Below are 17,424 nucleotides of genomic sequence, written 5' to 3' on the forward strand. Positions count from 1 at the left end.
TATGTGAAATACCTGCGCCCCGAAATCAAGGTTATAGGCGTCGAGCCGGACGACTCCAACTGCCTGCAGCAGGCCATGGCGGCTGGTGAGCGGGTGGTCCTGCCGCGGGTGGGGTTGTTCGCCGACGGCGTGGCCGTGGCCCAGATCGGCCACCATACCTTCGAGATCTGCCGGCGCTATGTGGACGAGGTGATCACCGTCAGCAGCGACGAGATCTGCGCGGCGATCAAGGACATCTACGACGACACCCGCTCCATCACCGAACCGGCTGGCGCCCTGGGCGTGGCCGGGATCAAGAAGTACGCCGAGCGCGCGGGCGGTGGCGGCCAGGTGCTGGTGGCCATCGATTCCGGCGCCAATATCAACTTCGACCGCCTGAGACACGTGGCCGAACGCGCCGAACTGGGCGAGCAGCGCGAAGCCATCATCGCCGTGACCATCCCCGAGCGGCCGGGCAGCTTTCGGGCCTTCTGCGAGGCCCTGGGCCGGCGGCAGATCACCGAATTCAACTATCGCTACCACACCGGCCAGGAAGCCCATATCTTCGTCGGCGTCCAGACCCACCCCCAGCGCGATCCACGTGAGGCCTTGCTGCAGGGCCTGCGCGACCAGGGCTTCCCGGTGCTGGACCTGACCGACAACGAACTGGCCAAGCTGCACATCCGCCACACCGTGGGTGGCCATGCGGCACGGGTCGGTGAGGAGCAGGTGTTCCGCTTCGAATTCCCCGAGCGGCCCAGGGCGCTGTTCGACTTCCTCGACCGCCTGGGCGGACGCTGGAACATCAGCATGTTCCACTACCGCAATCACGGCGCGGCGGATGGGCGGGTATTCGCCGCACTGGAAGCCAGTGACGCCGAGCGGGGCGAGCTGTTGGCGACCCTGGATGCCATCGGCTATCGCTACTGGGACGAGACGGACAATCCGGCGTATCGGTTGTTTATCGGGTGAGGGTGATGGTGTTGGGCTTCGCTGCGCTCAGCGCCAACCTACGGGTAGGGTGGATCACGGTGCGGCCTTATCCACCGTTGGAATCACTGACAGTCCCGCCCGTTGGGCTTCGCTGCGCTCAGCGCCAACCTACGGGTAGGGTGGATTATGGTGCGGCCTTATCCACCGCTCGCGTCCGTGTACGTCAGTGGAAAACGCTGCGGGGTCCAACCGCTCCCTCTCCCTCTGGGAGAGGGCTGGGGTGAGGGTGGCCGGACGCCAGAAATCAAGCTGTTGGGCTTCGCTATGCTCAGCGCCAACCTACGAGAGCGTCAATCCGCGTCATACCGCGCACTGAAGGCCTGGACGAAGGCGTTGCGCAGGATGTTGAAGAAGGCCTGTAGGGGACTGATGTCCTGGTTCTTCACGCTGCCTGAGAGATCCACCCGGGTGGCGAACTGGTCGCGGGGCTGGTTCTTGAGCAGGGTCTGGGCGGTGCCGACCACGGCTTCCCAGGCGCTCTCCAGGGCGTTCTTGTTGCGGTTCTCGACGTCCTGCTGCCAGTCGAAGATGTCGACGTTCTTCATCAGCGGCTTGACGTAGCCACTGAGCTGGCCGTCCACCGCCTTGGCCTCCACCACCACGTCGCCGCTGCCGGCGCGGAAATCGAACTTGCCGTAGGCGCGGGCGAAATCATTGAGTTTGGGCAGGTCGATGTCGGTGACTCTCAGGCGGAAATCGAAGTCGGTGAAGTCCTTGAAGGGATCGAAGCGGGCGCTGGCTTCCAGGGGCGCGCTGCCGAGGACGGCGGCCTTGCCTTCGAAGTGGGCGATGCGTTCGTCCTGAGCGTCGGCAGCGTTGGTCAGGTTGTAGAGGCTGGCGTTAACATCGGTGGCTGCCAGATTCACCTGGGGCTTGGAGTTGAAGTTGCGGAAGGTCACCCGCCCGTTCACCACCCGCACCTCGTCGAGGGTGATGGAGATCAGCTTGTCCACCTGGTCCTGCCAGTCGGTGCCTTCACCGGTCTGCGACTGCTCCTTGCGCGCACCACCGTCGACGAAGTTGAGTTCGGGGCGATCGAAGACGATGCGCCCGACGATGGCATGGTCCTGCCACAGCGAGCGCCAACTCACCGCGATGTCGATGGCCGGTGCCTTGAGAAAGGGCACCGGCACCTTGCCGTTGACCTTGACGATCTCCAGCCCTTCGATGCGATAGGCGCCGCGCCACCAGGCCAGGTCCACGTCGGTGATCTGGCCACGATAGTCGCCCATGTCCGCCAGCTTGTCGTTGAGATAATGGCGGATCAACAGCGGCGCGGCGAGGTGCAGGCACAGCAGCAGGACGACCAAGCCGATGAGGAAGTAAAGAGGCAGACGCAGACGGCGGGACATGATGGCGACTCGGGGCGGACTCTTCCTCGGTCGACCCTGAGTAACGGGCCTGAGTTTCTCGTGAGTTTGCCTGGCGGGCTGACTCAGGACGCCGACATGGGCGAAAGGCTCTGCCTGGGCGGCTTGCATCCGTACCGGTCGTCGCTCCGCTGCGCCTGGTTATGAGCTACTCGAACGGCAGACGCAAAAAAGCCGGCTTGTGGCCGGCTTTCGAGGGCGGGTTGAGCTGATTTTTGGTGAGCCCGGCCCGCCCGGGTTGCCCTTGCCGGGCAGATGAAGGATGCGCTGCTGAGGCGGCGCGTGGCGGCTGGCGGTGGGCCAGAACGCCTGTCGATCAGAAGTCCAGGGTGGCGGACACCTTGAGGGTGCGCGGATCGCCCTGGGTCAGGTAACCGCCAAAGGCGGATTCCCAATAGGCCTTGTTGGCCACGTTCTCGACGTTGGCGCGCAGGGTAACGTCTTTTTGCTCGACTTTGAAGCGATAACGCGCACCAAGGTCGACGCGGGTCCAGGCCGGAATGCTCAGGTTGTTGGCCGCATCGGCGTATTGGCCGCCGGTGCGCAGCAAGCGGCCGTTGAGCGCCACCCCTGCAAGGCCTGGTACATCCCAGTCGGCGCCGAGGTTGTACTGGAAGCGCGGTACGCCGATGGCACGATTGCCGTCGTTGCTGCCGTTCTGGGTGCCCTTGAGCTCGGTGTCCATGAAGGTGGCGCCCGCCAGCAGACGCAGTCCCAGCAGGGGTTCGCCGAAGACGTTCAGCTCGAGGCCACGGTTTTCCTGTTCACCGTCGCGAATGTAGCGATTGCCTTGGGAGTAGCCGTCCGCTGGTTGTTCGATGCGGTAAACACCCAGGGTTGCTCCGAAGGTACCCTGGTCGTACTTGATACCGGCCTCGGTCTGCTTGGAGCGCGCCGGCGAAAACACCTGGCCGGCGTTCAGCAGCGGGGTGCTGCCATTCCGGGTAGGCGCGGTCGGCCCTTGCGCCAGGCCCTCGATGCGGTTGGCGTACAGCGAGAGTTCATCGGTCAGCTTGTAGACGACGCCATAGATCGGGGTGGTGATGGACTCGTCGTACTTTGAGGTCCGCGGGCCGTCGCCATAGGCATAGCCCTGAACCAGCAGGGACTGGCGGCGAACGCCGACCGTGGTCAGCAGACGGTCGTCGAAAAAGCCCAGGGTGTCGGACAGCGCGAGGCTCTGGTTGGTGGTCTTGCCGGTGGTGCCTGGATCGAGCAGATCCCCCCCTATGAATTGACCGAATCGCGGATAGGCGACAGCTACTGGGTGGTCCAGATTGCTCGCGCCCGCAGGGAAGGCGAAGTCGTAGGCGTTCTTCTGCTCCGTCCAGATACTGGACGCGCCCAGGGCGATCTGGTGGCTGACGGGGCCGGTCTGCAGGCTGCCATTCAGGCCGGTCATGACGGTGCGGGAGTCGTCATCGTGGGGGATCTTCGACCCGCCGATGGTGAGATTGCCCGCCTCATCATTCAGGGTGGCGCTGCCGTAGGTCCCGTTCTCCCGGGTGTGCTTGCCGCCCATGGCGAGGTAGGCGGTCCAGCGGTCACTCAGGTCGTACTCGCCGCGCACCATGCCGAAGGTGTCTTCCAGCTGGGTACGGGTCCAGGGCGCGTTGTAGTTGGTATCGGACGAGGGGGCATGGGGCAGGCGGGTCAGGCGGCTGCCGAGCAGCAGGCTGTCGCGTCCGCCGTTGACCACCTGCTTCTGGTAGCCGAAGTCGGTGGAGAGGCGAAAGCGGTCGCCCCGGTAGTCCAGTCCGGCGACGAACAGCTTGGATCTCTGGCTCTCGTCGTCGATGGCGGTATCGCCCTCGCGCTGCATCAGATTGATCCGGGCGCCGAAGCGGTTGTCCGCACCGAAGCGCTGGCCGAGGTCGAGATGCTGGCCGAGGCGGCCGTCGCTGGTGTAGTCGACGGTATAGCTGCGGGTTGGGGTGTCCTGGGCGCGCTTGGGCTGCAGGTTGACCGCGCCGCCGATGCCGGAGCCGGTAGGTGTCACGCCATTGATGAAGGCGTTGGGACCCTTGAATACCTCGACCCGCTCCAGGGCTTCGGTGGCGATGATCTGCCGCGGCATGACGCCATAGAGGTTGTTGAAGGAGATGTCATCGCCGGTCAGCTTGTAGCCGCGGATAACGAAGTTCTGCGACTGGTTGGCATAGCCGCTGTACTGGCGCACCGAGGCGTCGTTGCTCAGCACCTCGCCGATGGTCTGGGCCTGCTGGTCCTGGATCAGCTTGGCGGTGTAGCTGGTGACGCTGAAGGGCACGCTCATGTTGTCCTGATTGCCCAGCACGCCCAGCTTGCCCCCGGTCGCCACCTGGCCACCGGTGTAGGCGGGCGGCGGAGCGTCCTTGGGCGCCTCGGTGGCAGTCACCGTGGTGGAGTCCAGTTGCACGGTGTCGCCGTTGGTTTGCGCCAGGGCGGGCGCGCCGGTGACGACGCTCAGGGCGGCGATGGCCAGGGCGAGGGGCGAGAACGGGAAGACAAAGCACGAGCGAGCCATGACGAGCGAATCCTGTGCTGACGGGTCGAGGGCTCGGAGTACCTGTCAGGGTGACAGGATCACGAGTGGGACGCGATCCTATTCGGTTATGATAACTGTTATCGTTAATTCGGATGAGCGCCATCTTTGCTCCGACCAACGCTAGCGCGATAACCTTTTCTGCAGCGGCAATGGATGCCGTCGGCCACGTGGCGAGCGGGCACAAAAAAGCCCGGCGAACCGGGCTTTTCGACAGCGGCGTGGATCAGCCCTTGTAGGCGGCCACGGCCTTGGTGATCTCGGCGCGGGCGGCGTCGGCGTCGCCCCAGCCTTCGACCTTGACCCACTTGCCCTTCTCCAGATCCTTGTAGTTCTCAAAGAAGTGCTTGATCTGCTCCAGCAGCAGGGCCGGCAGGTCGGTGTATTCCTTCACGTCCTTGTACAGGACGCTCAGCTTGTCGTGGGGGACGGCGATCAGCTTGGCGTCACCGCCGGCTTCGTCGGTCATGTGCAGCACGCCGACCGGACGGGCGCGGATCACGGCGCCGGGAGCGACCGGGTAGGGAGTCACGACCAGCACGTCCAGGGGGTCGCCATCGTCGGCCAGGGTGTTGGGGATGTAGCCGTAGTTGGCCGGGTAGAACATGGGGGTGGCCATGAAACGGTCGACGAAGAGGGCGTCGCTGTCCTTGTCGATCTCGTATTTGATCGGCGCGTGGTTGGCCGGAATCTCGATGGCGACGTAGATGTCGTTCGGCAGGTCTTTGCCGGCGGGAATCTTGCTGTAGCTCATGAACGGGTCCCTCTGGTCGGTTGGGAAAAGTGGCCGGGAGTATAGGCGCTTTCAGATCGGGGTTCGAGCCTCGGACCCCGGGGGTGTCGGCTGTGGCACGCTCGCCAGGCTGGCGGCGAGACGCTGGCGCGGATCCTGGCGGAACAGCTGCTGCAGCTGCTCGTACACCGCTGGATAGTGCTCGCTGAGCAGGTCGGGGGCGCTGAAGAAGTACTCGCAGGCGACGGCGAAGAATTCCTCGGGGCTTTCCGCCGCATAGGGGTCGAGGACAGTCTGCGCATCCGGATCGGCATCGAGCTGGCGATTGAGGTCGTCGTAGGCGCTCTGCAAGGCGCTGGTCCAGGCGGCCTGGGGCATGTCCTCGTGCAGCGGCGGCTGGCCATTGCACAGGCCACCGGCGAGCAGGTCGAGGAGGTGGGCGAATTCGTGGATGACCAGATTGTAGGCCTCCCAGCCGCCACTGGCCTGGATGCCGGGCCAGGCCAGCACCACCTGGCCGCGATCCCAGGCTTCGCCGTCGCGTTCCTCGTCCCACTCGTGTTCCAGGCCACCTTCGTCGCGATGGCGCTGCGGACTGACGAAGGCGTCCGGGTAGACGACGATCTCGCGGACATTGGGATAGAGCGCCGCTTCCGGCAGGTGCAGCAGCGGCAGCAGGGCCTGGGCGGCCAGCAGCAGGCGGTCGCCGTCGTCCAGTCCAAGACCCTGGAGCAGGGTGAGGCGCTTCTCGGCGAGAAACAGCACGCAGTGCTCGCGGAGCCAGGTGTCCTCGGCGGCACTCAGGCCATCGAGGAGCGGCAGGCGCTGACGCAGGCGCGCCCAGAGTTCATCGGCGATGGCGACCCGCTCCAGCAGGCGCCGCTCGCGCCAGGCGCGCCAGAAGCCCAAGGGCTCAGACTCCGCTCTGGACTGCGGCGCGCCGGCTCTTGATCAGGCCGAGGATCATCGGCAGCAGGGAGATGCCGATGATGGCCAGCACCATCAGGGTGAGATTCTGCTTGATGAAGGGCACGTTGCCGAAGAAGTAGCCCAGACTCACCAGACCGCCGACCCAGAGCAGCGAGCCGAGCACGCTGTAGCCGAGAAAGTAGGGGTAGTGCATGCGCCCGACCCCGGCGACGAAGGGGGCGAAGGTACGGATGATGGGCAGGAAGCGCGCCAGGGTGATGGTCTTGCCGCCGTGGTGCTCGTAGAAGGCCTGGGTGCGCAGCAGGTAGTCGCGGCGGAACACCTTGGAGTGGGGATTGCTGAACAGCTTGTCGCCGGCGAAGCGGCCGATCAGGTAATTGGTGCTGTCGCCCGTCACCGCAGCGAACATCAGCAGGCCGGCCAGCAGATAGGGGTCCATGTCGCCCAGAGCGGATAAAGCGCCGGCGATGAACAACAGGGAGTCGCCAGGCAGGAAGGGCATGACCACCAGACCTGTCTCGCAAAAGATCACGGCGAAGAGGATGACGTAGATCCAGGTACCGTACTGGGCTACCAACCCGCTGAGATAGACGTCGAGGTGCAGGATCAGATCGATCGGGTTGAATTCCATGGAGCGTGCCTACCGTGGTTGCGAGGGTCCGACGGCGATTATAAAGGCAGCCGGGACCGGGTTTTGTGGCCTGGTCGAGATCGGCGCCGGGAAAAAACGCCAGCCGCTCAGAGGTCACGGTAGGGCAAAGGTTCAGTCCCGCGCCTAGATGGGCACGGGACTGTTGGACCGGTTCTCAGCCCAGCGCCATGTCGATCACCACCCGACCCTCGATGCCGCCTTCATGCATGCGGGCGAAGATGTCGTTGATGTTCTCCAGCGGCTCGGCGCTCACCGTGGCCTTGACCTTGCCTTCGCCGGCGAAGTCCAGCGCCTCCTGCAGGTCCAGGCGAGTGCCGACGATGGAGCCCCGTACCGTGGTGCCATTGAGCACCATGTCGAAGATCGACAGCGGGAAGTCACCCGGCGGCAGGCCGTTGAGGGCGATGGTGCCACCGCGACGGGTCATGCCGATGGCCTGTTCGAAGGCCTTGGGCGAAACCGCCGTGACCAGAGCGCCGTGGGCACCGCCGATCTCCTGCTTCAGGTAGGCCGCCGGATCCTGCTCGCGGGCGTTGACCGTGACCTCGGCGCCCAGCCGGCGGGCGAGGTCGAGCTTCCGGTCGTCCACATCCACCGCCGCCACGTTTAGGCCCATGGCCCGGGCGTACTGCACCGCCATGTGGCCCAGCCCGCCGATGCCGGAGATCACCACCCAGTTGCCCGGCTTGGTGTCGGTCATCTTCAGGCCCTTGTAGACGGTGACCCCGGCGCAGAGGATGGGCGCGATCTCGACGAAGCCGACGTTATCCGGCAGCCGGCCGACGTAGCCGGCATCGGCCAGGGTGTATTCTGCGAAGCCGCCATTCACCGAGTAGCCGGTGTTCTGCTGGGATTCGCAGAGGGTCTCCCAGCCGCCCAGGCAGTGTTCGCAGTGGCCGCAGGTGGAATACAGCCAGGGCACGCCGACCCGGTCGCCTTCCTTGACGTGGGTGACTCCCGCGCCTACTGCCACCACATGGCCGACGCCTTCGTGACCGGGGATGAAGGGCGGATTGGGCTTGACCGGCCAATCGCCCTGGGCGGCGTGCAGATCGGTGTGGCAGACGCCGCTGGCGGCGATCTTGACCAGCACCTGGCCGGCACCCGGGGTGGGCACCTCGACTTCGCGGAATTCCAGGGGTTTGCCAAAGGCGGTGACGACGGCGGCTTTCATGGTTTTGGGCATGACGAGTCCCTCATGGAGGCATGATGCGTGGATGAAGCCAGACGGGGCCTGCGCCGGGACGCACCTGTCCGCCACGGGCGGCCGCTGCGTCTAGCGTCGGCCACCCACGGGGAGGGGGTGTTGATCCAGGTCAGGCGGGAGGCGCGCCCCGACGTCCTGCTGAGGCGCGCGATCCAGGCGTCGCTTTAGAAGAAGCCCAGCGGATTGATGTCGTAGCTGACCAGCAGATTCTTGGTCTGCTGGTAGTGGTCGAGCATCATCTTGTGGGTTTCGCGGCCGACGCCGGATTTCTTGTAGCCACCGAAGGCGGCATGGGCGGGATAGAGGTGGTAGCAGTTGGTCCAGACGCGACCGGCCTTGATGCCGCGGCCCATGCGGTAGGCGCGATTGATGTCGCGGGTCCAGACGCCGGCGCCGAGGCCGAACTCGGTATCGTTGGCGATGGCCAGGGCCTCGGCTTCGTCCTTGAAGGTGGTGACGCCGATCACCGGGCCGAAGATCTCTTCCTGGAAGACGCGCATCTTGTTGTGGCCCTTGAGCAGGGTCGGCTGGATGTAATAGCCGCTGGCCAGGTCGCCCTGCAGCTTCTCGACGTTGCCGCCGGTGAGGAATTCGGCGCCTTCCTCGCGGGCGATCTCCAGGTAGGAGACGATCTTCTCGAATTGCTGCTGGGAAGCCTGGGCACCGACCATGGTCTCGGTATCCAGCGGATCGCCGCGCTTGATCTGGGCGATCTTCTTCATCACCGCTTCCATGAAGGGGGCGTAGATGGATTCCTGCACCAGGGCGCGGGACGGGCAGGTGCAGACCTCGCCCTGGTTGAAGAAGCCCAGCACCAGACCTTCCGCGGCCTTCTCAATGAAGCTCGGCTCGGCCTGCATGATGTCTTCGAAGTAGATGTTGGGCGACTTGCCGCCCAGCTCCACGGTGCTGGGAATGATGTTCTTGGCCGCGCAGGAGAGGATGTGCGAACCCACCGGGGTGGAGCCGGTAAAGGCGATCTTGGCGATACGGGTGCTGGTGGCCAGCGCCTCGCCGGCTTCCTTGCCATAGCCCTGCACCACGTTGAGCACGCCGGGCGGCAGCAGGTCGCCGACGATCTCGGCGAACAGGGTGATGGACAGCGGCGTCTGCTCGGCGGGCTTGAGCACCACGCAGTTGCCGGCGGCCAGCGCCGGGGCCAGCTTCCAGGCGGCCATCAGCAGCGGGAAGTTCCAGGGGATGATCTGGCCGACCACGCCTAATGGCTCGTGGAAGTGATAGCTGGCGGTGTTGTCGTTGATCTCGGCGGCGCTGCCTTCCTGGGCGCGGATGCAGCCGGCGAAGTAGCGGAAGTGGTCGGCGGCCAGGGGCACATCGGCGTTGAGCGTCTCGCGCACTGCCTTGCCGTTGTCCCAGGTCTCGGCGACGGCCAGTTTTTCCAGGTTCTGTTCGATGCGGTCGGCGATCTTGAGCAGGATCAGCGAGCGGTCCTGCACCGAGGTACGGCCCCAGGCATCGGCGGCGGCATAGGCGGCGTCCAGGGCGCGTTCGATGTCGGCGGCGTCGGAGCGGGGAAATTCACCGATCACCGAGCCGTTCACCGGGGAGGTGTTGGTGAAGTACTGGCCTTTCACCGGGGCGACGAATTCGCCGCCGATGTAGTTGCCGTAGCGGGCCTGCAGGGTGAGCAGGGCGTCTTGGGTGCCGGGAGCTGCGTAGCGCATGGTGGGTCTCCTGTTTGTTCTTGTATGAAGCGGCGCTCCGATCCTGAGCAAGGCGCGGGCCAAGTCGGGCGAACCCGCGTGGATGCGGCCTTGTGGACTTCTCCAGGGAGTGCCGTCACCTGTCACTGTGACAGAGGTGTCACCCCTTGGCGTGACAGCCTGTCACCTGGGGGTGACAGCGTGCGCAGTCCGACCGATTTGGCCTATGCTGGTGGCCGCGCAGACGCCCCCGCGGAGGACAACGACAATGGCCGCCACCCCGTCCGATCGTCATGCCAGCCAGGTGCTCGAACTCGCCCGCGGCGCCGTCCCTGACGGCCCGGCCAGCGATCCGGCCATCGCCCGCTCCTGGCGGCGCTGTCTCGACGAACACCAGCTCGACCCGGCCGCGCGCGTAGCGCCCTGGGTGCTGGAGCGCGCCCGCTTCGACGAGCACCGCCAGCGCCAGCAACGGGTCTTGCAGATCGCCCGCGGCCAGATGAATTCCCTGCACCAGCAACTGGGCGGCGCCGGCCATGCCGTGCTGCTCACCGATGCCCGCGGGCTGATCCTCGATTGCGTGACCGCCGACGCCGAGCGCGAGACCTTCCAGCAGGCCGGACTGTGGCTGGGCGCCGACTGGAGCGAAGCCTGTGAAGGCACCAACGGCATCGGCACCTGCGTGGTGGAGCGCCAGGCGCTGACCATCCATCGCGACGAACACTTTCGCAGTCGCCATACCCAGCTGACCTGCTCGGCCAGTCCGGTCTTCGATCCGGCCGGCGAGCTGCTGGCGGTGCTGGATGTCTCCAGCGCCCGCCAGGAAGCCTCGCGCCAGGGCCAGTTCCACACCATGGCGCTGGTCAATCTCTCGGCCAAGCTGATCGAGAGCTGCTATTTCCTCGACCGTTACGCCGCTGGCTACCTGCTGCGCTTCCATGCCCAGGCGGCCTATGTCGGCCTGCTCAGCGAAGGGCTGCTGGCCTTCGACGACGAGGGCCGCGTCCAGGCCGCCAACGAAACCGCGCTGATGCTGCTCGGCCTGGCGCGTAGTGCGGTGTTGGGGCAGCGGATGGAGGCCCTGTTCGAGCTACGGCTGGACGACCTGTTGGAGCGCGCCCGCCCGCACCCCAGCGCCTGCTGGGCACTGCGTGGTCGCCAGGGGCAGGGCTTCCACGGCCTGGTGCGCGGCCCTCAGGTGCGCCCGGTCACCCCGGTAGCGGTGCCCAAGACGCCCGTGCCCAGCGGTATCTGCCTGGCCGATCCGGCCCTGGCGCGGGATTTCACCCGGGCGCTCAAGGTCCTGGAGCGTGACGTGCCGGTGCTGCTGCATGGCGAGACCGGCACCGGCAAGGAAGCCTTCGCCAGCGCCCTGCACCGCGCCAGCAGCCGCGCCGGTCAGGCCTTCGTCGCGCTCAATTGCGCGGCCATTCCGGAGACGCTGATCGAAAGCGAGCTGTTCGGCTATCGTGGCGGCAGCTTCACCGGGGCGCGCAAGGAAGGTATGGCCGGCAAGCTGCAGCAGGCCGATGGCGGCATCCTCTTTCTCGACGAGATCGGCGACATGCCCCTGGCGCTGCAGACGCGTTTGCTCAGGGTGCTGGAAGAGCGCCAGGTGGTGCCCCTTGGCGGCGGCGCACCTCGCGCCCTGGACCTGCGCCTGGTCAGCGCCAGTCACCGTGATCTGGAAGCCCTGGTGGCCGCCGGCAGTTTTCGCGAAGACCTCTACTATCGCCTGCGCGGCCTGGTGGTGACCCTGCCAGCCCTGCGTGAGCGCAGTGACCGTGGCGAACTGCTCGATCTGCTGCTGGCCGAGGAGGCCCGCGGCGAGGCGATCCGTCTCGATCCGGCAGCCCGTGCCTGTCTGCTCGCCCAGCCCTGGCCTGGCAACGTCCGCCAGTTACGCACCGTGCTGCGCACCCTGGTGGCCCTGAGCGAAGACGGCCAGATCGGTCTGGACGAGCTACCCGCCGACTGCCGTGGCGCCCGGCTGCCGCTGCCGTCCAGCGCGGCGCCGGTCGACAGCGCCCGCGAGGAACTGCGTGCGGTGCTGGACGACTGCCACTGGCAGATGACTCGCGCCGCCAAGCGCCTGGGAGTGAGTCGCAACACCCTCTATCGTTGGCTGCATCAACACGGTCTGCAACGTCCGCAGGACTAACGCGCCGCCTTCTGGCAAAGATGAGCGATGCAAGGCGAGACGAACAGGCTGCCCTGGTAGGCGCCTGCCAGGGTGCGGCTGGCGACCAGGGTCCATAGCAGTGCAAGAAGCACTACCAGCACGGTGCCCAGGCCGGTAAAGAAGGGCGCCGCCAGGGCTTCCCCCAGGCGCAGGGTGGTCAGGGCATAGACACCCAGGGGAAAGGTGAAGCCCCACCAGCCCAGGTTGAAGGGCATGCCTTCACGGGCCTGGCGCTGGGTCACCAGTACGGCCAGCGCCAGCCACCAGAGCCCTAGTCCCCAGAGCAGCACCGCGCCCAACAGGCCCAGGCCTTGGGCGATCTCGCCGATTCCGGCCAGGCCATGGGCGGCAAACACTGTCGGTGCATCGGCGCCCAGTATCAGCAGGCCCAGGGCGCCGGTGGCGATCGGTCCCAACGCCAGCCAGCTCGACGCGGCCATGTTGGCCGGCGGCAGCTTGTGCAGCGCCAGGCGCAACAGCAGGATCACCAGCAGGCTCAAGGCGACCGGCACCGAATAGGCCCAGAGCACATAGCTGGCGACGAGCACCGTGAATTGCTCGCTGGTCGCCAGGTGCGGCACCAGCAGGCCGCCACTGGCGGCTGCCACCTCGGCGGCCACCACGGGCAGCAGCCAGACGGCGGTCATCTGGTCGATGCGGTGCGCCTGGCGGGTAAACATCAGATAGGGAATCAGCACCCCACAGACCAGGGCCATGGCCGCATCCAGCCACCAGAGGCCGAGCGCCAGGGGCAGCACCGCCTCGCCCCAGCGTGGCAGGCCGAACAGCAGCAGGCCGTTGATCAGGGTCGCCAGGCCCATGGGAATGGTGCCGATGAACATCGAGACGGTGGCGTGGGCGAAGATCTCGCGGGCCTCGTGGTAGAACAGCAACCAGCGGGCGGCATAGAGCCCGGCGAACAGGCTGAACAGCAGGGCATTGAACAGCCAGAGGCCTTCAGCGAGGGCGTGCAGTCCGGACAGCGGCAGAGGAAAGGCCGCCAGGGCGAGGGCCAGGATACCGGTGCCCATGGTCACGGCGAACCAGTGGGGGGTGAACTGACGGATGACCTCCAGCGGGCGGTCGAGATGGCGGAAGGGTTTGCACCCCTGGCGCAGGGACAGGGCATCGGCAAGAGACATGGTAGGACTCCTGAAACGGAATGACCCTAGCCTAGGCAGGCAGTCTTATCATTGAAAGCGAAGTAATTTGAATAATTAATCCAAGGGGTAGATAAGCGCTGTTCTCCCGGGCGATACGGCGCCTCACCGTCAGGGCGTGGCGACGTGCCCGATCTGGTTGACGCCCGCGCCCCTGGTGTCGCCGGTTTGCTGTCCTTGAACCAGGCATCCGCGACGGCCATCGCTCCGGCCGCGCGGCCCCCCGTGCTAACCTTGCCGCCGTTCAATTTGCAGCGGAGCCCGCCTGTCATGCACATCCACATCCTCGGTATCTGCGGCACCTTCATGGGGTCGCTCGCGGTGCTGGCCAAGGAAGCCGGCCATCGCGTGACCGGCTCCGACGCCAACGTCTATCCGCCCATGAGTACCCAGCTGGAGGCCCAGGGCATCGAACTGACCCAGGGCTACGATCCGGCCCAACTCGATCCGGCCCCGGACCTGGTGGTGATCGGCAACGCCCTGTCGCGCGGCAATCCGGCGGTGGAATACGTGCTGGATAAGGGCCTGCCCTATGTCTCCGGTCCCCAGTGGTTGGCCGAGCACGTCTTGCAGGGCCGCTGGGTGCTGGCGGTCGCCGGGACCCATGGCAAGACCACCACCACCAGCATGCTGGCCTGGGTGCTGGAGCATGCCGGCATGAGCCCGGGCTTTCTCATCGGCGGGGTGCCACAGAATTTCGGCATCTCGGCGCGCCTGGGCGGCACGCCCTTCTTCGTGGTGGAAGCCGATGAATATGACAGCGCCTTCTTCGACAAGAGATCCAAGTTCGTCCACTACCGGCCGCGGACCACCATCCTCAACAACCTGGAATACGATCACGCGGACATCTTCCCGGATCTGGCAGCCATTGAGCGGCAGTTCCATCATCTGGTGCGGACCATTCCCAGCAGTGGCCTGGTCATCCATCCCACCGCCGAAACGGCCCTGGCACGGGTGCTGCAGATGGGTTGCTGGACCCCGGTGCAGACCACCGGCGCAGGTGGCCAATGGCAGGCCCGCCTGCTGGCCGAGGACGGTTCGCGCTTCGAGGTACTGTTCGACGGCGAGGTCCAGGGCACCGTGAACTGGGAGCTGACCGGCCAGCACAACGTGGCCAATGCCCTGGCCACCCTGGCGGCGGCTCGTCATGTCGGGGTGGTGCCAAGCATGGGCGTCGCCGCCCTGAGCGAGTTCCGCAGTGTGAAGCGGCGTATGGAGAAGGTCGCCGAGGTGCGCGGCGTGACCGTCTACGACGACTTCGCCCACCATCCCACCGCTATCGCCACCACCCTGCAGGGGTTGCGCGCCCGGGTTGGCAGCGAGCGGATCATCGCCGTCATAGAGCCGCGCTCCAATTCCATGAAACTGGGCGCCCACCGCGACGGCCTGCCGGCCAGCGTTACCGGGGCCGACAGCGTGGTCTGGTATGCCCCGCCGAATCTGGGCTGGGACCTGGCCGGAACGGCCGAGGCCTGCGCCGTTCCGGCCGTGGTCTGCGACTCCCTGGAGGCCATCATCGAGCGCGTCAAGGCGGAACTGGACGGCTCCACCCATGTGGTGATCATGAGCAACGGCGGTTTCGGCGGTCTGCACGGCAAGCTGGCCGCGGCCCTGGAGCAGGCATGATGGCCGGCCCGGAACGCATCACCCTGGCACTGACCGGCGCCTCCGGCTCCCAGTACGGCCTGCGCCTGCTGGACTGCCTGGTGCAGGAGGAACGCGAGGTGCACTTCCTCATCTCCAAGGCCGCGCAACTGGTGATGGCCACCGAGACCGACGTGGTGCTGCCACCCAAGCCCCAGGCCATGCAGGCCTTTCTCACCGAATACACCGGCGCGGCCCCCGGCCAGGTACGGGTGTTCGGCCAGAGCGACTGGATGGCACCGCCGGCGTCCGGCTCCAGCGCCCCGGCGGCCATGGTGGTCTGCCCCTGTTCCACCGGCACCCTCTCGGCCATCGCCACCGGCGCCAGCAACAACCTCATCGAACGCGCCGCCGACGTGGCCCTCAAGGAACGCCGTCAGCTGGTGCTGGTGCCGCGCGAGTCGCCGTTCTCCAGCATCCATCTGGAGAATATGCTCAAACTGTCCAACCTGGGGGTGACCATCCTGCCGGCCTCGCCGGGCTTCTACCACCAGCCGCAGACCCTCGACGACCTGGTGGACTTCGTGGTGGCACGCATCCTCAACACCCTGGGCATCCCCCAGGACATGCTGCCGCGCTGGGGCGAACATCACCTGTCCGGCAACGATGACTAGAATCGTGCGTCTCGGCCTGCTACTGACGGCCGTCCTGGCCCTTGGCGGCTGCGCTACGGTGCGTACCCTGGACGCCGCCAAGCCCGGCGCGCCGGTGGTCTATGCCGGTACCCGGCTGGATCTCTATGCGCTGCAGGGCGGCTGCTGCGCCCAGGAGCGCTTTGGCGCCGAGGCGCCGGCCTGGCCGGCGCTGGACCTGCCCGCCAGCGCCCTGCTCGATACCCTGCTGCTGCCGCTGTCCCTGCCGGCCGCTATCGGTGGGCGGGGCAGCGTGCGTGGCGGCCTCTAGAACGCCGCCAGCAACTCGCCAAGCCTGGCCATGGCCGCCTCGCTGCGCGCGTCCCAGGGATGACCGCAATTGAGCCTGATGCAGTTTCGAAAACCCTGCTGCGCGGAAAAGATTGGTCCCGGCGCCAGGCTGATGCCCTCGGCCAGGGCCTGGCGATAGAGCGCCAGACTGTCCACCCGCTCGGGGAGTTCGAACCAGAGAAAGTAACCGCCCTGGGGCCGGCTGACGTGGGTGTCGGCGGGAAAGTAGCGCCGCGCCGCGGTCAGCATGGCCTGGCGCTGCCGATCGAGACTCAGCCGCAAGCGGCGTAGATGGCGGTCGTAGCCGCCGTGCTGCAGGTAGTCCGCCAGGGCGGCCTGGGCCGGCATCGAGGGGGTGATGGTGGTCATCAGCCGCAGCCGGGCGACGGCACCGGCCTGACGGCCGGCGGCGATCCAGCCGATGCGATAGCCGGGCGCCAGGCACTTGGAAAAGGAGCCGCAGTGCAGCACCAGGCCGTCACGGTCGAAGCGCTTGACCGGGCGGTGCGGTTCGCTGCCGCTGTAGAGCTCGGCATAGACGTCGTCTTCCAGCAGCGGCACCTGATGGCGTTGCAGCAGGCCATAGAGTCGCTGCTGGGCGCGGTCGTCGAGACTGACCCCGGTGGGATTCTGCAGGCCGCTCATGAACCAGCAGGCCTTGATCGGCAGGCGGCTCAGGGCCTCTTCCAGGGCATCCAGATTGAGGCCGCGCTCGGGGTCGACGGGAATCTCCACCGCCTTGAGCTGTAGCCGCTCCAATACCTGCAGGCTGGCGTAGAAGGCCGGGCTTTCCACCGCCACCAGATCGCCGGGACGGGTCAGGCTCTGCAGGCCCAGGTTGAGGGCCTCCAGGGCACCGTGGGTGATCACCAGCTCTTCGCCGACCTCGGGCATGCCGGCCAGGCCGTAGCGCCGGGCGATCTGCCGACGCAATTCGGGATGACCGGGGGTGACGTAGGCGGTGAGGTCCTGGGCGGGAAGGTCGCGCAGGCCGTGGGCCATGCTGCGGGCCAGCCGCGCCAGGGGAAACAGATCGGGACTGGGAAAGGCCGAGCCGAAGGGCACGATGTCCGGGTCCTGCAGTGACTGCAGCACCGAATAGACCAGATCGCTCACCGCCACCTCGGTGCCTTCCAGAGGGGTCAGCAAGGGCGCCGCGTCCCGCGCCCGAGCCGGTTCGCGGACGAAGTAGCCGGATCGCTCGCGCGCCTCGATCAGGCCGCGACTCTCCAGCAGGTAATAGGCCTGGAACACCGTGGAGGGGCTGATGCCGTGGGTCTGACTGGCGTTGCGCACCGACGGCAGGCGCTCGCCGGGGGCGAGGACGCCGCTGTTCATCAGGGTGGCGAGCTGGTCGGCGAATCGTTCGTAGCGCTTCATGCGAGGCCAGGGCAGGGGAGACCGTCACTATAGCGAGGCACCAGCCATCTGATCCGGTTTTTCATATGTCTACCTGCTGCTGT

14 protein-coding genes are annotated in these 17,424 nt (G+C 66.5%); 5 read left to right on the top strand and 9 right to left on the bottom strand.

The genetic code is table 11. The features are described 5' to 3' along the window. A partial coding sequence (gene ilvA / locus BMZ43_RS21120; protein WP_093256333.1) for a threonine ammonia-lyase, biosynthetic occupies positions 1–951 on the top strand: 951 nt, incomplete at its 5' end. A 311-nt stretch (positions 952–1,262) separates the two neighbouring features. On the opposite strand, the gene BMZ43_RS21125 is transcribed toward ilvA, so the two are convergent. From BMZ43_RS21125 to BMZ43_RS21155, 7 genes are all read right to left on the bottom strand, one after another. Next, positions 1,263–2,324, bottom strand: coding sequence for an AsmA family protein (locus BMZ43_RS21125; RefSeq protein WP_064307604.1), 1,062 nt, complete (start codon positions 2,322–2,324; stop codon positions 1,263–1,265). A 334-nt stretch (positions 2,325–2,658) separates the two neighbouring features. Then, the gene (locus BMZ43_RS21130; RefSeq protein ID WP_093256336.1) at positions 2,659–4,848 is read right to left on the bottom strand and encodes a TonB-dependent receptor; all 2,190 of its coding nucleotides are present in this window, start codon (positions 4,846–4,848) and stop codon (positions 2,659–2,661) included. Between the two features lie 244 nt (positions 4,849–5,092). After that, a complete protein-coding gene (ppa, locus tag BMZ43_RS21135) occupies positions 5,093–5,620 on the bottom strand; it encodes an inorganic diphosphatase (protein WP_007161198.1) in 528 nt (175 codons plus the stop codon). Between the two features lie 51 nt (positions 5,621–5,671). After that, a complete protein-coding gene (locus BMZ43_RS21140) occupies positions 5,672–6,508 on the bottom strand; it encodes a M90 family metallopeptidase (protein WP_093256339.1) in 837 nt (278 codons plus the stop codon). 4 nt (positions 6,509–6,512) lie between these two features. Next, entirely contained in the window at positions 6,513–7,160 is a 648-nt protein-coding gene (locus tag BMZ43_RS21145) for a DedA family protein (protein ID WP_017642870.1), read from the bottom strand. A 175-nt stretch (positions 7,161–7,335) separates the two neighbouring features. After that, positions 7,336–8,367: an alcohol dehydrogenase AdhP gene (gene adhP, locus BMZ43_RS21150; RefSeq protein ID WP_026084062.1), complete on the bottom strand. Its 1,032-nt coding sequence runs from the start codon at positions 8,365–8,367 to the stop codon at positions 7,336–7,338. Between the two features lie 185 nt (positions 8,368–8,552). After that, entirely contained in the window at positions 8,553–10,073 is a 1,521-nt protein-coding gene (locus BMZ43_RS21155) for an acetaldehyde dehydrogenase ExaC (RefSeq protein ID WP_093256341.1), read from the bottom strand. Positions 10,074–10,320: 247 nt separating this feature from the next. On the opposite strand from BMZ43_RS21155, the gene BMZ43_RS21160 reads away from it, so the two are divergent. After that, positions 10,321–12,213 (top strand): sigma-54-dependent Fis family transcriptional regulator, encoded by a 1,893-nt coding sequence (locus BMZ43_RS21160; RefSeq protein ID WP_064307609.1) that lies wholly within the window; start codon positions 10,321–10,323, stop codon positions 12,211–12,213. Here BMZ43_RS21160 and BMZ43_RS21165 read toward each other — a convergent pair. Continuing rightward, positions 12,210–13,376: an SLAC1 family transporter gene (locus BMZ43_RS21165; RefSeq protein WP_064307610.1), complete on the bottom strand. Its 1,167-nt coding sequence runs from the start codon at positions 13,374–13,376 to the stop codon at positions 12,210–12,212. The two genes, BMZ43_RS21160 and BMZ43_RS21165, sit on opposite strands and share 4 nt — an antisense overlap. A gap of 288 nt (positions 13,377–13,664) precedes the next feature. On the opposite strand from BMZ43_RS21165, the gene mpl reads away from it, so the two are divergent. The 3 genes from mpl to BMZ43_RS21180 are packed head-to-tail and all read left to right on the top strand — an operon-like array spanning position 13,665 to position 15,941. After that, positions 13,665–15,020, top strand: coding sequence for a UDP-N-acetylmuramate:L-alanyl-gamma-D-glutamyl-meso-diaminopimelate ligase (gene mpl, locus BMZ43_RS21170; RefSeq protein WP_093256343.1), 1,356 nt, complete (start codon positions 13,665–13,667; stop codon positions 15,018–15,020). After that, on the top strand, positions 15,020–15,652 hold the full coding sequence (ubiX, locus tag BMZ43_RS21175) for a flavin prenyltransferase UbiX (protein WP_026084064.1): 633 nt from the start codon (positions 15,020–15,022) through the stop codon (positions 15,650–15,652). The genes mpl and ubiX overlap by 1 nt, the downstream gene beginning before the upstream one ends. Further along, positions 15,645–15,941, top strand: coding sequence for a YceK/YidQ family lipoprotein (locus BMZ43_RS21180; protein WP_026084065.1), 297 nt, complete (start codon positions 15,645–15,647; stop codon positions 15,939–15,941). The genes ubiX and BMZ43_RS21180 overlap by 8 nt, the downstream gene beginning before the upstream one ends. On the opposite strand, the gene BMZ43_RS21185 is transcribed toward BMZ43_RS21180, so the two are convergent. Further along, positions 15,938–17,341 carry an aminotransferase-like domain-containing protein gene (locus tag BMZ43_RS21185; RefSeq protein ID WP_093256345.1) on the bottom strand — a complete coding sequence of 468 codons (1,404 nt, stop codon included), beginning with the start codon at positions 17,339–17,341 and terminating at the stop codon, positions 15,938–15,940. The genes BMZ43_RS21180 and BMZ43_RS21185 overlap by 4 nt on opposite strands. Between the last annotated feature and the right edge of the window lie 83 nt (positions 17,342–17,424).

Source organism: Pseudomonas sp. Snoq117.2 (assembly GCF_900110545.1).
GTDB lineage: Bacteria > Pseudomonadota > Gammaproteobacteria > Pseudomonadales > Pseudomonadaceae > Chryseomonas > Chryseomonas benzopyrenica.